The 14,497-nt window shown below is 68.1% G+C and carries 12 protein-coding genes and 1 tRNA gene; 4 read left to right on the top strand and 9 right to left on the bottom strand.

Annotated features, from left to right (window positions below; genetic code table 11):
- Positions 1–93: 93 nt before the first annotated feature.
- Genes ABD134_RS08965 through ABD134_RS08940 form a run of 6 tightly spaced genes read right to left on the bottom strand, consistent with a single transcriptional unit; the run spans position 94 to position 7,720 of the window.
- On the bottom strand, positions 94–1,842 hold the full coding sequence (locus ABD134_RS08965; protein ID WP_344228755.1) for a protein kinase domain-containing protein: 1,749 nt from the start codon (positions 1,840–1,842) through the stop codon (positions 94–96).
- Positions 1,839–3,287: a penicillin-binding transpeptidase domain-containing protein gene (locus ABD134_RS08960; protein ID WP_344228754.1), complete on the bottom strand. Its 1,449-nt coding sequence runs from the start codon at positions 3,285–3,287 to the stop codon at positions 1,839–1,841. Before ABD134_RS08960 ends, ABD134_RS08965 begins: the two co-directional genes overlap by 4 nt.
- Entirely contained in the window at positions 3,284–4,699 is a 1,416-nt protein-coding gene (locus tag ABD134_RS08955) for an FtsW/RodA/SpoVE family cell cycle protein (RefSeq protein WP_344228753.1), read from the bottom strand. Before ABD134_RS08955 ends, ABD134_RS08960 begins: the two co-directional genes overlap by 4 nt.
- Positions 4,699–6,270 carry a PP2C family protein-serine/threonine phosphatase gene (locus tag ABD134_RS08950; protein WP_344228752.1) on the bottom strand — a complete coding sequence of 524 codons (1,572 nt, stop codon included), beginning with the start codon at positions 6,268–6,270 and terminating at the stop codon, positions 4,699–4,701. Before ABD134_RS08950 ends, ABD134_RS08955 begins: the two co-directional genes overlap by 1 nt.
- 5 nt (positions 6,271–6,275) lie before the next feature.
- Complete coding sequence (locus tag ABD134_RS08945) at positions 6,276–6,815, bottom strand: FHA domain-containing protein FhaB/FipA (RefSeq protein ID WP_344228751.1); 540 nt, start codon at positions 6,813–6,815, stop codon at positions 6,276–6,278.
- A complete protein-coding gene (locus tag ABD134_RS08940) occupies positions 6,812–7,720 on the bottom strand; it encodes an FHA domain-containing protein (protein ID WP_344228749.1) in 909 nt (302 codons plus the stop codon). The genes ABD134_RS08945 and ABD134_RS08940 overlap by 4 nt, the downstream gene beginning before the upstream one ends.
- Positions 7,721–7,988: 268 nt before the next feature.
- Here ABD134_RS08940 and ABD134_RS08935 point away from each other — a divergent pair.
- A tRNA-Leu gene (locus ABD134_RS08935) sits at positions 7,989–8,072 on the top strand.
- A 186-nt stretch (positions 8,073–8,258) separates the two neighbouring features.
- On the opposite strand, the gene ABD134_RS08930 is transcribed toward ABD134_RS08935, so the two are convergent.
- Positions 8,259–9,464, bottom strand: coding sequence for a glycosyltransferase (locus ABD134_RS08930; protein ID WP_344228747.1), 1,206 nt, complete (start codon positions 9,462–9,464; stop codon positions 8,259–8,261).
- 18 nt (positions 9,465–9,482) lie between these two features.
- Positions 9,483–10,781: an NAD-dependent epimerase/dehydratase family protein gene (locus ABD134_RS08925; RefSeq protein WP_344228746.1), complete on the bottom strand. Its 1,299-nt coding sequence runs from the start codon at positions 10,779–10,781 to the stop codon at positions 9,483–9,485.
- Positions 10,782–11,165: 384 nt separating this feature from the next.
- On the opposite strand from ABD134_RS08925, the gene ABD134_RS08920 reads away from it, so the two are divergent.
- The gene (locus ABD134_RS08920) at positions 11,166–11,735 is read left to right on the top strand and encodes a YceI family protein (RefSeq protein WP_344228745.1); all 570 of its coding nucleotides are present in this window, start codon (positions 11,166–11,168) and stop codon (positions 11,733–11,735) included.
- A 117-nt stretch (positions 11,736–11,852) separates the two neighbouring features.
- Here the strand turns inward: ABD134_RS08920 and aqpZ are convergent, their stop codons facing one another.
- On the bottom strand, positions 11,853–12,638 hold the full coding sequence (gene aqpZ, locus ABD134_RS08915; protein WP_344228744.1) for an aquaporin Z: 786 nt from the start codon (positions 12,636–12,638) through the stop codon (positions 11,853–11,855).
- Between the two features lie 170 nt (positions 12,639–12,808).
- Between aqpZ and ABD134_RS08910 the strand changes: the two genes are divergently transcribed.
- On the top strand, positions 12,809–13,531 hold the full coding sequence (locus ABD134_RS08910) for a dienelactone hydrolase family protein (RefSeq protein ID WP_344228743.1): 723 nt from the start codon (positions 12,809–12,811) through the stop codon (positions 13,529–13,531).
- 6 nt (positions 13,532–13,537) lie between these two features.
- On the top strand, positions 13,538–14,467 hold the full coding sequence (locus tag ABD134_RS08905) for a hypothetical protein (protein WP_344228741.1): 930 nt from the start codon (positions 13,538–13,540) through the stop codon (positions 14,465–14,467).
- Positions 14,468–14,497 lie beyond the last annotated feature (30 nt).

Here is a 14,497-nt window from a genome sequence, read left to right as displayed (position 1 = left end):
GTCGTTCGTCCTGTTCTGGGATTCGAATACTGGCGGTGGTCGAGGAGATCCAGGCCGACGGTTCCGGGTCCGGTCCCTCCGCTCTCGTCCTGGTTAGGGTGCCGGCTCGTCGGTGGTCGTCGGAGTCGGTTCCTGGGTGGTGGCAGCCTCGGTCGTCTCCTGTGTGGGCTCCTGGGTGGTGGGATCCTCGGACGGCTCTTGAGAGGTGGGAGCCTGTGTGGGCTCCTGCGTGGTGGTCTCGTCCGGTGGCGCCTGTGTAGCGGTTTCCTGAGGCGGGGGCGGGGTGGTCGGCGCCTGGGTGGTGGGCTCCGGGGGAGGACCCGCAGAGTAACGCACGGTGATGAGGGTTCCCACCGGGACGTCGCCAGTGTGTGACAGGGTCAGGACCATGCCCTGGCGCTCGTTGCTCGGGACCTCCTGGCTGGTGACGTCCATGCCCAGGTCCCGCAGCGCAGCCTCGACAGTGTTGATGTCCGAACCGACGTAGTCCTCTGAGTTGATGGATACGGTCTCGGGTCCTGATGAGCTGGACGACGGCGATTCGGAGGCGGAGGTCACCGGAGCCGAGGAGGACTCCTCGCCACCGCCGGTCAACTGGGGCCCGAGCCAGATGCCGAGGATGACGAAGACGATGAGGGCAAGCAGCCCGATCATCGGCCAGGTCCACGGGCTGCGCTTCTTGCGTCCGGCCGTGCGATCCAGCTCGTCGTTGTAGCCCTCGGCGTCCGGGTCCGGGGAGTCCCCGGCGCGGTAGGCATCCGGGTCCTCTGTGGCCGAGATGGCACCGGCCGCGCCGGCACCTGCGCCGGCGGCCTCGGCCACGGGCAGCGCGGAGGTGCCCGTGCCCTCCGAACCGGAAGCACCGCTGATGACCTCGGTGGCATGGGTGTCTGACATGCCCGAGTAGTCCACGGCCTGCGTGAGGGCTTGCGTCTGGGCGCCTTGGGCGGCAAGGGCCGCGGCGGCGGCTCCCCCGGTCAGGAACGGAATCATCCCGGGCACGGCGGCGGCGGCCGCCGCCGTGTCCTGCTGGCGCAGGGACTCCGCGGCCTCGGCCAGGGCGGTAGCGTTGGCCGGACGCTCGTGGGCCTCCTTGGCCAGCATGGACATGATCAGGGCCCGCACCGGTTCAGGGATGGTGTCCGGCAGAGGTGGCGGCGGGTCATTGACCTGAGCCAGCGCGATCGCGATCTGGGACTCGCCGGAGAAGGGACGGTGTCCCACGAGGCTCTCGTAGCCGATGACACCGAGGGAGTAGATGTCCGAGGAACCGGTGGCCTGCTGTCCGGTGGCCTGTTCCGGGGCCAGGTACTGGGCGGTGCCCATGACCTGGCCGGTGGCGGTCAACGGCACCTGGTCGGCGAGCCGGGCGATGCCGAAGTCGGTGACCTTGACGCGGCCGTGCGGAGTGATCAGCAGGTTCCCGGGCTTCACATCGCGGTGTACCAGGCCCTGGGCGTGGGCGGCGGACAGGGCACGGGCGGTCTGCGCGATGATGTTCAGGGTCCGGTCCGGAGAGAGGACCTTCTCCTTGTCCAGGATCGCCGAGAGCGGCGGCCCGGGGACCAGCTCCATGACGAGGTAGCCGGAGCCGTCCTCCTCGCCGTAGTCGAAGACGTTCGCGACGCCGGGATGGTTCAACAACGCCGTGTGCTGGGCCTCCGCCCGGAAGCGGCGCAGGAAATTCGCGTCACCGGTGTACTCCTCCTTGAGGATCTTCACCGCCGTCAGCCGGCCCAGGATCTTGTCCTTGGCCTTCCAGACCTCGCCCATGCCGCCGATGGCGATGCGCTCGGTGAGCTGATACCTGCCGCCCAGCGTGATACCCGATGTCGGCCTCACTGTGTGACCACCGCCTCCATGATTTCCTTCAGATTGGTCGACGTCAGCTCGCTGCCGGTGTCGAAGTCGATGTTCTGGTACACGATCGTGACGGCCACCTGCGGGTCATCGGCCGGAGCGAATCCGGTGATCCACGAATTGACCAGGTCGTTGTCCGCACCCAACTGGGCGGTGCCGGTCTTGGCGGCGATGTCCACCCGGTCGGACTGGGCGCGGTAGGCCGTTCCGCCGTCGAGCGGACCGCGCATCAGTTCCGTCATCTGCTCGGCGATCTCTGGGGTGGTGGAGCGCTTGAAGACCTCTGGCTGCACGTCCTCCAGCAGCGTCAGGTCCGAGCCGCGGATCGTGTCGATCAGCTGCGGTTTCATCATCGTCCCGTCGTTGGCGATGGCGGCGGCCACCATGTTCATCTGCAGGGCGGTGGCCTTGACGTCCCGCTGGCCGATCGAGGACTGGGCCAGGGCCGCGTCGTCCAGGTCCTCGGGGAACTGCGAGGCGGCGACCGTCAGGGGGATGTCGAAGGACTCGTTGAACCCGAAGTTCTCCGCCGTGGTGCGGATCCGGTCCTGGCCCAGCTCCATGGCCGCGAGGGCGAAGGGCGTGTTGCAGGACTGGGCGAAGATCTCGTCGAGGGTGGCCTCGTCCAGCCTGCCGCACAGGCCACCACCGAAGTTGCCCAGGGGCGTGCTCGTGTTCGGGAGGGTGATGGAATCCGGGACGTCGAGGACCTGATCCGGTTGGTACTCACCGGACTCGAGCATGGCCACCGTGTCGATGAGCTTGAACGTGGAGCCTGGAGCCGGCAGGGAGGCGGTGGGCCGGTTGACATAGGGACTCAATCCCGGCACGGACTGCAGCTCTTCCATGTTCGCCGAGGCCTCGGCCCCACTGTGCGTGGCGAGCAGGTTCGTGTCATAGCTGGGCTTGGAGGCCATGGCCAGGATGTCCCCACTCTCCGGATCGGTGATGACCACGGAGGCCTCCACCCCCTCCGGCATCACCGAGTAGGCCAACTCCTGCATGGCCGGATCGATGGTCAGCTCGACCTGGGCGCCCTCCATCTGGGTGCCGGAGAACAGTTCGATGATGCGATCCACGAACTGGCCGTCCGAGGATCCGGCCAGATAGCGGTTGAGCTTGTCCTCGAGGCCGGTGGCACCGTAGGTCAGGGAGTAGAAACCTGTCAGCCCCGAGTACAGCTCGGTGTCGTGGTAGACGCGCTGGTAGTTGAAGTCGTCGTTGGACTCCACCGATTCGGCGATCGGATTGCCGTCTACGAGGATCGGGCCCCGGGCGGAGCCGAACTCCTGGTAGAGCTGACGCGAGTTGAAGTCGTTGTTCTTCAGGGCATCGGCGGCGATGACTTGGATGACGGAGATGGCCACCAGGAGCACCATGAACATGGCGACGATGACGACCCACGAGTTGCGGATGGCCTGGTTCATGCGGTGACCCCTCCTGCCGGCGTCTCGACCGGAACGCCGGACGTGCGGTCCTGATGACCTGATCCGGAGCCGGACGCGTTGACCATGGGACCGACGGCGACCGGCTTGCGCGCGGACTGGGACACCATCAGCACGAGCGCCACCACGATCCAGTTGGCCAACAGCGAGGATCCACCGGCCGCCATGAACGGCGTGGTGAGGCCGGTCAGCGGGATCACCATGGTGACTCCGCCGATGACCACGAAGCACTGCAGGGCCATGGTGAAGGCCAGCCCGGCGGCCAGGAGCTTGCCGAAGGAGTCACGGGTTCCCAAGGCGGCGCGGAGCATGCGGGTCACCAGCAGCACGAAGAGCATCAGGATCGCGGACAGGCCGATGAAGCCGAGCTCCTCGCCGAACGAGGCGATGATCATGTCCGAATTGGCGTAGGCCACGATGTCTGGCCGCCCTCCGCCCAGACCGGTGCCGAGGAGGCCACCGGAGGCGAGGCCGAACAGGCCTTGGACGATCTGGTAACTGCCGGCGCCACGGTTGTAGACCTCCGGGTCGAAGGCATGGAGCCAGGCATCCACGCGCAGCCCCACGTGGGAGATCGTGTTCACGGCGATCAGCCCGCCCACAGCCACGAGGACCAGACCGAGGATGATCCAGGACACCCGGGAGGTGGCCAGGTAGATCATGGCCATGAACAGCCCGAAGAACAGGATGGCGGAGCCGAGGTCCCGCTGGAACACGAGCACGCCCATGGAGATCAGCCACGCGATCACCAGCGGCCCCATGTCCCGGAAGCGGGGGAAGGTCACAGGGCCGATCTTCTTGCCGGCCAGCAGGATGAGGTCCCGATTGGCGGAGAGGTAGCCCGCGAAGAAGATGGCCAGGGTGATCTTGGCGATCTCCCCCGGTTGGAAGGATCCCACGCCGAGGTTGATCCAGATCCGGGCCCCGTTGATCTCCATGCCCAGGCCCGGGATCAGCGGCAACAGCAGCAGGATGCCGGAGGCAGCGAGGAACAGATAGGGCCAGCGCCGCAGGACCCGGTGGTCCTTGAGCAGCCAGAGCAGGGCGATGGACACGCCCATGGCCACCACGGTCCACATCAGCTGGCGGGAGGCGGCGTCGTCCCCCTCGGCCACGTCGATGCGGTGGATCATGGCGATCCCGAGTCCGTTGAGGGTGACCACGATAGGCAGGATGTACGGATCGGCATACCGTGCCCGCAGGCGCAGCACCAGGTGGAAGACCAGGGACATGATGGCCAGCACGGCCGCCTGTACCCAGTAGTCGGAGGTGATCTCGCGGTCCATGCCGAGGCCGGCGAGCAGGCTGGCACCGGTGCCGATGCACAGCCCCAGGATCAGCAGCACTAGTTCGGTGTTGCGCCGCGGGCGGGGGGTGGACGTGACCTGGGACATCAGCGATCACCTCCTGGAGGGGTGGTTGGGGGCGTGGAGGTAGGACTGCCCGTGGGAATCCCGGACGGAGAGTCGCTCGGCGTCCCAGAGGGGGTCGGGCTCGGTGTAGCGGGTGGATCCGGGGTCGCGGAGTTCTCCAGGTCGGCAACGATCTGCTGGGCGTGCTCGAGGTCGCGGGCCGGCAGGCCGGACTCAACACGTTGACGCGAATACGCCGGCAGGTCCTCCAGCGCCACGTCCGTCTCGCTGTCGAGGTGGGACAGCTGGATCGGACCCAGTCGCTGCGAGACGCCGTTGTAGATGGCGACCCGCCCGTCCTGGGCACCCACGTAGTACTGCGTCTGGGTCCACAGGTAACCCCAGAGCAACAGCACCGCGAAGATCAGGGCCAACAGTGCGGTGAAGACCGGGATGAAGACTGAACGACGTCGGCGCGGCCGCTCCTCCTCCTGTGTCCCGTCCCGCGTTTCCTCCGGTTCGGGCCCGTCGGAGTCCGAGCCGTCACCGAGACCGTCAGCTGAGCCATCGATCCGGTCACGATGGCCCTCGATGAGCTCCGAGGCGGCGGAAACCGCCAGCGGGTCGGTCAGGGCGCCGTCGGCCTGGGCACCGTGGCTGGCCGCGCCGGTCAACAGGGCCGCCGCGCGTTTCTGGGTGCTGCGGCGGGTGACGATCGGGATCTTGCCGGTCTGGGTCGCCAGGTCGGCGGCGCCGACGAGGACGTGGGGACGGGACTCCAGGTCCTCCCGCAACAGGGAGGCCGAGACGGGGCCAGCCTCGCCCGGGGTGGCGGCGGCGAGGGCCTGGTCGGAGAGGTGGGCGGGGGAGGGCAGGGCAGCCTCGGCCTCGGTGGCCTCGTCCACCTCCAGGGCCACGATGGTGACGTTGTCCGGAGCGCCGCCGGCCAGGGTCAGTTCGACCAGTTCATCGACCACGGCCTGCAAGTCGCTCCGGTGGCGCAGCTTCTGCTCGATCACGGAGGGGGGCACCACGGCCGTCAGCCCGTCGGAGCACAGCAGCCAGCGTTCACCGGGTGCGGCGTCCACGGCCGAGATGTCCAGCTCCGGGGAGGCGTCCACGTCCCCGAGCACCCGCATGAGCACGTTCTTGTGGGGATGCGACTCGGCCTCGGCGGGGTCCAGCCGTCCCTCGTCCACGAGCCGCTGCACGAAGGTGTGGTCGATGCTGATCTGCTCGAAGGTGTCGTCCTTGAGCCGGTAGGCCCTGGAGTCTCCGATGTGCGCCATGTGGATGGTCCGCCCGGCGAGCAGCATCGCCGTGCACGTGGTCCCCATTCCGGCGAGCTTGGGACTGGCATGGACCAGGTCGTTGAGGATCAGGTTCGCGTTCTGGATCTCGTCCGGTAGCACGGTCTCCGGACTGGCATAGCCGGTGGCGTCCAGGGGGGCCAGGTCCAGCACCGTGGAGGCGCTGGCCACGTCGCCCCCCACGTGCCCGCCCATGCCGTCGGCCACGACGGCCAGGTGTAATCCGGCATAGGCAGAGTCGTCGTTCTTCGACCTGACCCTGCCCACATCGGATCGCGCAGCGAAGCGGAGGACCAAAGGCATCGGCGTCAGGCCCTCAGTTCCAGGACGGTCTTGCCGATCCGGATCGGGGTGCCCGGGTCCACAGCCACGGTGCGGGTCAGCTGGGATCCGGACACGTAGGTGCCGTTGGTCGAGCCGAGGTCCTCGAGGAACCAGCGTGAACCTTGCGGAAACAGCCGGGCATGGCGGCCCGAGACGTAGTCGTCGTCCAGCACCAGGTCAGCCTCTTGGGCACGCCCGAGCAGGAGAGGAGCTCCGTGCAGTTCCACGACGGAGCCCTGGAGCGGGCCCTCCGTGACCTGGAGCCGCGTCGGCAGCGGCCGGGCCTGTTGCTGGCCGGTGTTCTGGCCTCCGGCCCCCGATGCGGATGAACCGCCACCGGGAACGCCGGCCGTACCGGCGGCAGCTCCGGCGGCGACGGGCGCGGTGCCCTTGCCGCGGGGACGGACCTTGTTGCGGGCGCCGACCATGAGGTCCCGCCCCTGGGAGGAGACGATCGAGATGATGAGGATCCACATGACCAGCAGCAGGCCCAGCCGCAGGGCGGCCACGGCAAGTTCACTCATGAGGCTCCTCCCTGGCCCGGCGTGTCCCGCGCGGGCAGCATCCTGAAGACCATGGCAACACGTCCCATCGTGATTCGGTCACCGTGCCGCAGCACGGTGGAGCCGTCCACTTTACGGTCGTTGACGTAGATGCCGTTCGTGGAGCCCAGGTCCACCGCCATGACGGTGCTGCCCCGGGTAATGATCTCCAGGTGGCGGCGGGAGACACCCGTGTCCTCCACCAGGATGTCCGCATCGGCGGAACGGCCGAGCACGACCGAGTCGGCGTTGATGCCGTACTTGCGGCCGTCGATCTCGAGCACGGGTTGCAGCGGCGCGGTGGCCGGTCGGGACGGCTGGGCCGGACGTTGGGGGGACGGGCTCGGCGTCCGCCCGGGGACCTCCGCCTGCGCAGCCGCTGAGGGCGCGGGCCGGGGTGCCGGGGCAACGGGCGGCACCGGAACGTTCCGGTCCACCGGAGCCTGGGACACGACGGCGGCCGAGCCGGTTCCGGAAGGCGAGGAGCCGGCGTCGTGCATCTGGTCCGAACCGCCGGAGCGGTCCGAGGCGGACTCGATGTCCAGCTTGCCGGCGCGCAGCGACGCCTCCTCCACGAAGGTGACGCGGACCGGGCCGTGCAGGGTGTAACCCTGGTCCCGGGCGTGCCGGATGGCCTCGTCACAGAGCTCCTCCGCCAGGGCAGAGCCCCATTTGCGGGCCAGTTCGAAGTCCGGGGAGGAGAACCGGATGATGAAGACGTTGGGCACGAAAGTGCGGCCCTCGGAGAGGACCATGGCCTCATCGTCCATGGTCAGTCTCAGGGCGTTGGCGATCTCGACCGGCTTGACTGCTCGGGAGCCGCCGGCCGAGAAGGCTGACTGCACAGCCTTCTCCAGGCCGCGCTCGAGGTTATCCAGAAGACCCACGCGGGGGTGCTCCTTTCCGCAGATGTCTGTGTCGATAGTACGCGGCACGAATGAGCAAACTGTGAGGAACAGGCCGGTGACGGGTCTCAATGCGGTTTCAATGCGATCTTTCAGGCTGGTTCCAGGCGCTCGGTTGGCCCTCAACTGGTCCTCGGTCTGTCCTCGATTTGGGAATCCGTGGGGGTGGGGATAGGATAGATCCTGCTGTTCTGACCGGTACGAAGGATTCCATACAGGCCTTTCGACCGGGAAGACAGACCAAAACCTCGCGCGAGTGGCGGAATTGGCAGACGCGCTGGCTTCAGGTGCCAGTGTTCGAAAGGACGTGGGGGTTCAAGTCCCCCCTCGCGCACGCGAGTCAAGTACAGCGAAGGCCCCGGATCATGGATCCGGGGCCTTCGTCGTCCCCGGGGCCTCTGTTGGTCAGCGGCCCGCTCAGGGTTGCGGTGCTATCGGCATACACAGCGATCCCGCCGGGCCACAGTGATAATCGCCGTGGCCCGGCAGGATCGCTATAGCTGGCGGCGAGCGAGGTTCCTCAGTCCAGCGCCCGGGGCATCGGCTTGGCGAAGCGGTCCAGGAGGGGGCCGTTGAGTTCCCGGTGGGTGCTGCCCCAGTGCGTCTCGATTGCCCGCTCGTAGAAGCCCACGAGGGCCTCGGTGGCGGCACGCCACGAATGCCGCTCGGCCTCGGCGCGGGCCGCCTCGCCCATCGCGGCCCGGAGCCCGCAGTGTCCGAGGAGGCGCACCAGGTGGTCCACCCAGCCGTCCACATCGCCGGGGTCGACCAGGAAGCCGGTGCGGCCGTCGTCGACCACGAAGGGGATGCCACCGGCGCGGACTCCGACCACGGGCACCCCGGAGGCCATGGACTCCAGGGCCACCAGGCCCAGGGTCTCCGTGGTGGAAGGGAAGGCGAAGGCGTCCGCGCTGGCATAGGCGGAGGCGAGATCCGCGCCGGACAGATAACCCGTGAAAACGGTGTACGCCGGGTCGAACATCCGCTCCAGGTCCTCTCGGTATGGGCCGGAGCCGACCATCGCCAGCCGCGCACCGGGAATCCGCTCGCGGACACGGCGCATCGGCTCGACCAGCTGATCCAGGTCCTTCTCCCGGCTCATGCGCCCCACATAGACCACCAGTGGGGCCTCGGGATGGCCTGCGGTCAGCTTCGCCCGCATCTGCTCGGTGGCCTTGGTGGGGTGGTAGCCGACCGTGTCCACGGCCTTCGGCCACAGGTCCACCCGCTGGATGCCGACCTCACGGGCACGTTCCACCATGGGCCCGGAGGTGCACAGGTTCACCTCGGCCTTGTTGTGGAGGAACTGGATCCAGGACTCGAGCGGGTGTCGGGCCCAACCCACGCGCAGTGATTCCGTGTACTTCGGCACGTCCGTGTGGAAGCTCGCCAGCTGGGGCAGGTCCCGCCGCCCGGCCGAGAGCACGCCGTAGGCGGACAGCCAGATCGGGTTGACCGTGTGCACCACGTGCGGGCGGAAGGCCTCCACCCGCCGGGCGATGGCCGACGTCGGTACTCCCACCTTCAACTCCGGGTACAGGAAGCGCAGGGAGAAGCTCCGCACCCTCACCACCTCGTGCCCGGCATACTCCGACGGCGTATCGCCGGGCGCGAAGAGCAGGACCTCGTGCCCCATCTCCTCCAGCTGTTCCAGGGTGCGCACCACCCGGGTCACCACGCCGTCGATTTTCGGCAGGAAAACCTCGGTGAACATCGCGATGCGCATGTGCGGGACCCGCTCCCGCTACTTCACCGGGGCCAGGTCCGGGACCGAGGACGACGCCGGCCCGGCCGGTGCCGCTGCCGGGACGCCGGCTTGCTGGTCGGCGGTCCAGAGCGAGGTGGCGGGGATCTTGGACAGGTCCGCGCGGTCCCGGTACTTCTCGGCGATCTGCTCGACCTCGAGCAGCAGCCCCTCGGACAGGGTGGTCGGGTGGAGTCCGAGGTCCAGGAACGTGTCGTTGACGACGTGCAGGTCATTCTCGGCCGACTCCTTGCGCGGGTTCGGCACCAGGGCCACCTCGGCGCCGGTGATCCTGCCGATCAACTCCGCCAGGTCCCGCACGCGGTGGGTCTCGGTCATCTGGTTGAAGATCTTGACACGCTCGCCCGCGGCCGGAGGGTTCTCCAGGGCGATCTGCACGCAACGCACCATGTCCTGCAGATGGATGAACGCACGCGTCTGGCCACCCGTGCCGTGCACCGTGAGGGGATGGCCCACGGCGGCCTGCATGAGGAAGCGGTTCAGCACGGTGCCGTAGTCGCCGTCATAGTCGAAGCGGTTGATCAGGCGCTCGTCGAGCTGGGTCTGGGCCGTGTGGGTACCCCAGATGATGCCCTGGTGCAGGTCGGTGATCCGCAGCGAGTCGTTCTTCACGTAGTAGGCGAAGAGGTGCTGGTCCAGGACCTTGGTCAGGTGGTAGATCGAGCCCGGATTGCTCGGATACAGGATCTGCTGTCCGATGCGCCGCGGTGCGGCCGGCTGATCGGACAGGCCGTTCGCAGCGCCATGAGTGTCATCGTTCGCGTCGCCGTCCGCGGTGACCTCAATGTCCAAGTAGCCCTCGGGGATCTTCATGCCGGCCGTGCCGTAGCCGTAGACGCCCATGGTGCCGAGGTGGACCAGGTGGATGTCCACGCCGGACTCGACGATCGCGTTCAGCACGTGGTGCGTGGCGTTGACGTTGTTGTCCACGGTGTAGCGCTTGTTCTTCGAGGACTTCATGGAGTACGGCGCGGCGCGTTGCTCGGCGAAGTGGACGACGGCGTCCGGACGCTCGGTGCGGAAGAGCTCCAGCAGTCCCTCGTAGTCCTGGGCCACATCGATGAAGGCGAAGCCGATCTGACGGCCGGAGACCTCCCGCCAGGCTGCGCGTCGTTCGGAGAGGGACCGGATGGGGGTCAGGGACTCGGCCTCGAGTTCTTCGTCGATCACGCGCCGGGAGAAGTTGTCCACGATGATGACCTCGTGGCCCTGGTCCGAGAGGTGCAGGGATGCGGGCCAGCCGCAGAAGCCGTCGCCGCCGAGGATCGCAATCTTCACAAGTACTCCCAATGCAGGTTGTCGAGGGGCCGATCACGGCGAGACGTACTCACAGTGCCCAGGCGGGCACCGGGCTTGTCTGCCGTATCGGCCGAAGGGCTGTCTTGAGCCTATCCAAACGACCGGCACCCAGGAGCGGTTGAGGCGCCTGGGTGTCTGAGGATTCGCTCGGCAGAACGCGCGGAAGGCCCGGTTACCCGCGAGGCGGAACGGCCGCCGTCGGCCGCCGTCCGCGGGGGCGCCTCGATCAGTTCATCCGAAGTTCATGCCGGGGCGGGGAATAGTATCGGATCCACCATGGTTCTCTTGAACGTTCAACCAATATGGGTGGAACGGACGGGCTGCGGTCCGGACGCCACCGCTTTCAACGCAAGGAGACTTCTCATGACCGCATTGACCCCCGGAACCTGGAACCTGGACGCCACCCACACCGATGTGGACTTCACGGTCCGCCACGCTGGCATCTCCAAGGTCCGCGGCACCTTCAACGCCGTCGAGGGATCGCTGGTCGTGGCCGATGACGCCACCGCCTCCAACGTGGACATCACCATCGACGCCAACTCGGTCGACACCGGCCAGCCGGACCGCGATGCCCACATCAAGGCCGCCGACTTCTTCGAGACCGAGTCCCACCCGAACATGACCTTCGTCTCCACCGAGGTCCGTGCCAACGGCAACGACCCGCAGGAGTTCACCCTCGTGGGCGACCTGACCATCAAGGGCGTCACCAACCCGGTCCAGCTCAAGGCGGAGTTCGGCGGCCAGACTGTCGACGCCTTCGGGATGACCCGCGCCGGTTTCGAGGCCTCCGGTGAGATCTCGCGCAAGGACTTCGGCATCACCTGGAACGCGCCGCTGCAGGCCGCGGCCGGTGGCGTGCTCGTCTCCGACGCCGTCAAGATCCAGATCGACGCCTCCTTCGTCCTGCCGGCCGAAGAGGGCGCCCAGGTCTGAGCCTGAGCACGCCCCCGCCTGCAGCCGCAGGTCAGAGCGCCCCGTTGTCCTGGAGATCAACCGGGACGACGGGGCGCTTCGGACATCAGGATGTGACCTGGCGGGGCCGAGAGCGGATCAGGCCGTGTCGTCGTTGGCTTCCTGCCCGGCGATGTCGGCATTGACGGATCCGCGGTCCGGGAAGAGCAGGTTGTAGGTCAACCCGGCGATCGCGGCTCCCACGAGCGGGGCCAGGATGAACAGCCAGACCTGTCCCAGCGCCTCACCGCCGGCGAACCAGGCCACGCCGAGGGAGCGGGCCGGGTTCACGGAGGTGTTGGACACGGGGATGGAGATGAGGTGGATCAGGGTCAGGGACAGGCCAATGGCCAAAGGGCCGAAGCCGGCCGGGGCGCGGCGGTCCGTGACGCCGAGGATGACATAGAGGAACACGGCGGTCAGGACGATCTCGATCAGCAGCACGGACAGCATCGAGTAGCCGTCCGGTGAGCGCTCGCCGTAGCCGTTGGTGGCGAATCCGGACTCCTGGGCGTCGAATCCGGCCTTTCCGGAGGCGATCGCCAGCAGGACACCGCCGGCCACCGTGGCGCCCAGGACCTGGATGAGCATGTAGGGGCCGACGTCGGACCATTTGGTCCGGCCCGCCAGTGCGGTGCCCAGCGTGACAGCGGGGTTGAAGTGGCCACCGGAGATGTGTCCCACCGCGTAGGCCATGACGACCACGGTCAGGCCGAAGGCGAAGGCGACCCCGAGGAAGCCGACGCCCATGTTGACGCCGGCCGCATCGTCCATGACCTGGGCTGCGAAGACGGCGGTGCCGCAACCGCCGAAGACGAGGACGAAGGTGCCGAGGAACTCGGCCACCAAGCGGGCTGTGGTGCTGGGCTTGTACGGGACAGACATGGTGCGATCCTCCAGTGCTGTGACGGCAGACCGTCACCGGCCCTCCTGGTGGACGGGCAACACGGGCGGTCGCTTAAAAACCCAGTATCAACACTTGTCGCCTTCGAGAACACCCCTAGACTGGCCGTGACGCTCACCACCAGCTTCACCCGCGGATCCAAGGAGGACCAGTGGCCGAAAAGACCCCGCACCAGAACACCACCTTTGCCTTGCCGGAAAAGGAGGGGAGCGAAGGCGGCGACGGTCGGGGTCACGGCTACCTGGCCACCCCCGAATCCGGGTCCGGTCCTGGCGTCATCGTCATCCAGGAATGGTGGGGGCTCACGGACCACATGCGGGATGTCTGCGACCGGTTGGCGGCGGAGGGCTTCACCGCCCTGGCCCCGGACCTGTTCGGCGGTTGGGTCGCCCACGATGGCGAGGAAGCCGGCGAGATGATGCAGAACCTTCCCGCCGAGGAGGGGGCGCGCCAGCTGGCCGGGGCCGTCGACTACCTGCTGTCCCTGGACTCGGTCACCTCGAAGACGGTCGGTACCGTCGGGTTCTGCATGGGTGGCGGGTTCGTGCTCGCCCTGGCCGCTGACCAGGGTGCGAAGGTCTCCGCCGCGGTTCCGTTCTATGGCGTCGGCCAGGCCGTCCCGCAGGCCTACGCCGGGGTGAAGGCCGCCATTCAGGGCCACTACGCCGAGCAGGATTCCATGTTCCCGCCCCAGGACGCCCGCGCCCAGGAGCAGCAGATCCGCGAGGAGTCCGGAGCCGAGGTCGAGTACTTCTTCTACGATGCCCCGCACGCCTTCCACAATGACGAGAACCCGCAGGGCAACTACCGCCCCGAGGAGGCCGAGCTCGCCTGGTCCCGCACCGTGCGATTCCTGAAGGACAAGGTCGAGTAACCACCGGTGCCCCCGTCTCCGCCCCCCTCCGGGCCGTCGCCAGCAGACGAGTTCGTCCCGGAGACACTGTTCCTCTCCACCATCCCCGGCGCCTCGCCCTCCAAGTGGGTGGACCGCTTCACTTCTCGAGAGCGCCGGGTCCACCTGGTGAACCACGACGTCGGCGCGCAAGTCGCGTTCCTCGCCCCCGGCCCGGACGGCTCGGCTCCGCGCGGGCTCCCGCAGCTCGGCTACCTGCGCTGGCGGCTCGACTCCACCCCCGAGGCACTCCTCGTCGCCAGCGGCGTGGATCCCGCCGATGTGCACGTGGTCCGCTTCTACGAGGAGGACCCGGTGGTCTGTGTGGGCCAGGACCACCTGCTGGCAGCGTGGGATGCCGCCGCCGACGGCCCCGTGCCGTGCTCCGAGCTGGATTCATCCGAGCGGATGGACCCGGCGAGCTTCGCCCCCGAGCCGCCAGCCGACCCCCTGGACGCCCCGGAGGTCCCGGGTGCAGGCGAGCGGATGGCCGTGGAGATCGTGGCCACGGGCGCAGGCCACGTAGTCCTGCCCGCCTCGGTGGCCCGCATGTTCGGCCGCAAGGATGTCCTGGTGCTGCCGCTCGAACGTCGAGGTGACGCCGCGGAGGCGTCGGACGCACACCCCGGGTGGGGCGTGGGCCTGGCCTGGTTGAAGGCCGTGGACTCCCAGCTCGTGCAGGACTTCGTCGGCGCCGCGAAGGGCCGCCGCCCCGGGTCGTCCCGGAATGACCACCTCCAGACCTCCACCGCGGCCACCGGTGCATCCCGCAGCGGCAAGGCCACCACCGCGGGCCGCAATGGCGCGTTCGCGAAAGGTGGAAAGGGAGCCCAAGGGCCCAGAGGCTCCAAGAGCTCCAAGGGCGCGGCCAAAAGCTCGAAGGGCTCCCACGGATCGAAGGGCGGCAAGCGCCGCTGAACGAGACCCCATCCGGGAGCCGGCCGAACC

Origin of the sequence: Citricoccus alkalitolerans, from assembly GCF_039528175.1 — a bacterium.
In the GTDB taxonomy this organism is placed as follows: Bacteria; Actinomycetota; Actinomycetes; order Actinomycetales; family Micrococcaceae; genus Citricoccus; species Citricoccus alkalitolerans.
Note: the sequence above shows the minus strand (reverse complement) of the source record. Positions and strands in the feature narration are given on the sequence as shown.

Excerpts from the sequence above, each read along its gene's own strand:
- ABD134_RS08960 (WP_344228754.1), bottom strand. The coding sequence starts at position 3,287 with ATGAACCAGGCCATCCGCAACTCGTGGGTCGTCATCGTCGCCATGTTC.
- ABD134_RS08955 (WP_344228753.1), bottom strand. The coding sequence starts at position 4,699 with ATGTCCCAGGTCACGTCCACCCCCCGCCCGCGGCGCAACACCGAACTA.
- ABD134_RS08950 (WP_344228752.1), bottom strand. The coding sequence starts at position 6,270 with ATGCCTTTGGTCCTCCGCTTCGCTGCGCGATCCGATGTGGGCAGGGTC.
- ABD134_RS08945 (WP_344228751.1), bottom strand. The coding sequence starts at position 6,815 with ATGAGTGAACTTGCCGTGGCCGCCCTGCGGCTGGGCCTGCTGCTGGTC.
- ABD134_RS08930 (WP_344228747.1), bottom strand. The coding sequence starts at position 9,464 with ATGCGCATCGCGATGTTCACCGAGGTTTTCCTGCCGAAAATCGACGGC.
- ABD134_RS08920 (WP_344228745.1), top strand. The coding sequence starts at position 11,166 with ATGACCGCATTGACCCCCGGAACCTGGAACCTGGACGCCACCCACACC.
- aqpZ (WP_344228744.1), bottom strand. The coding sequence starts at position 12,638 with ATGTCTGTCCCGTACAAGCCCAGCACCACAGCCCGCTTGGTGGCCGAG.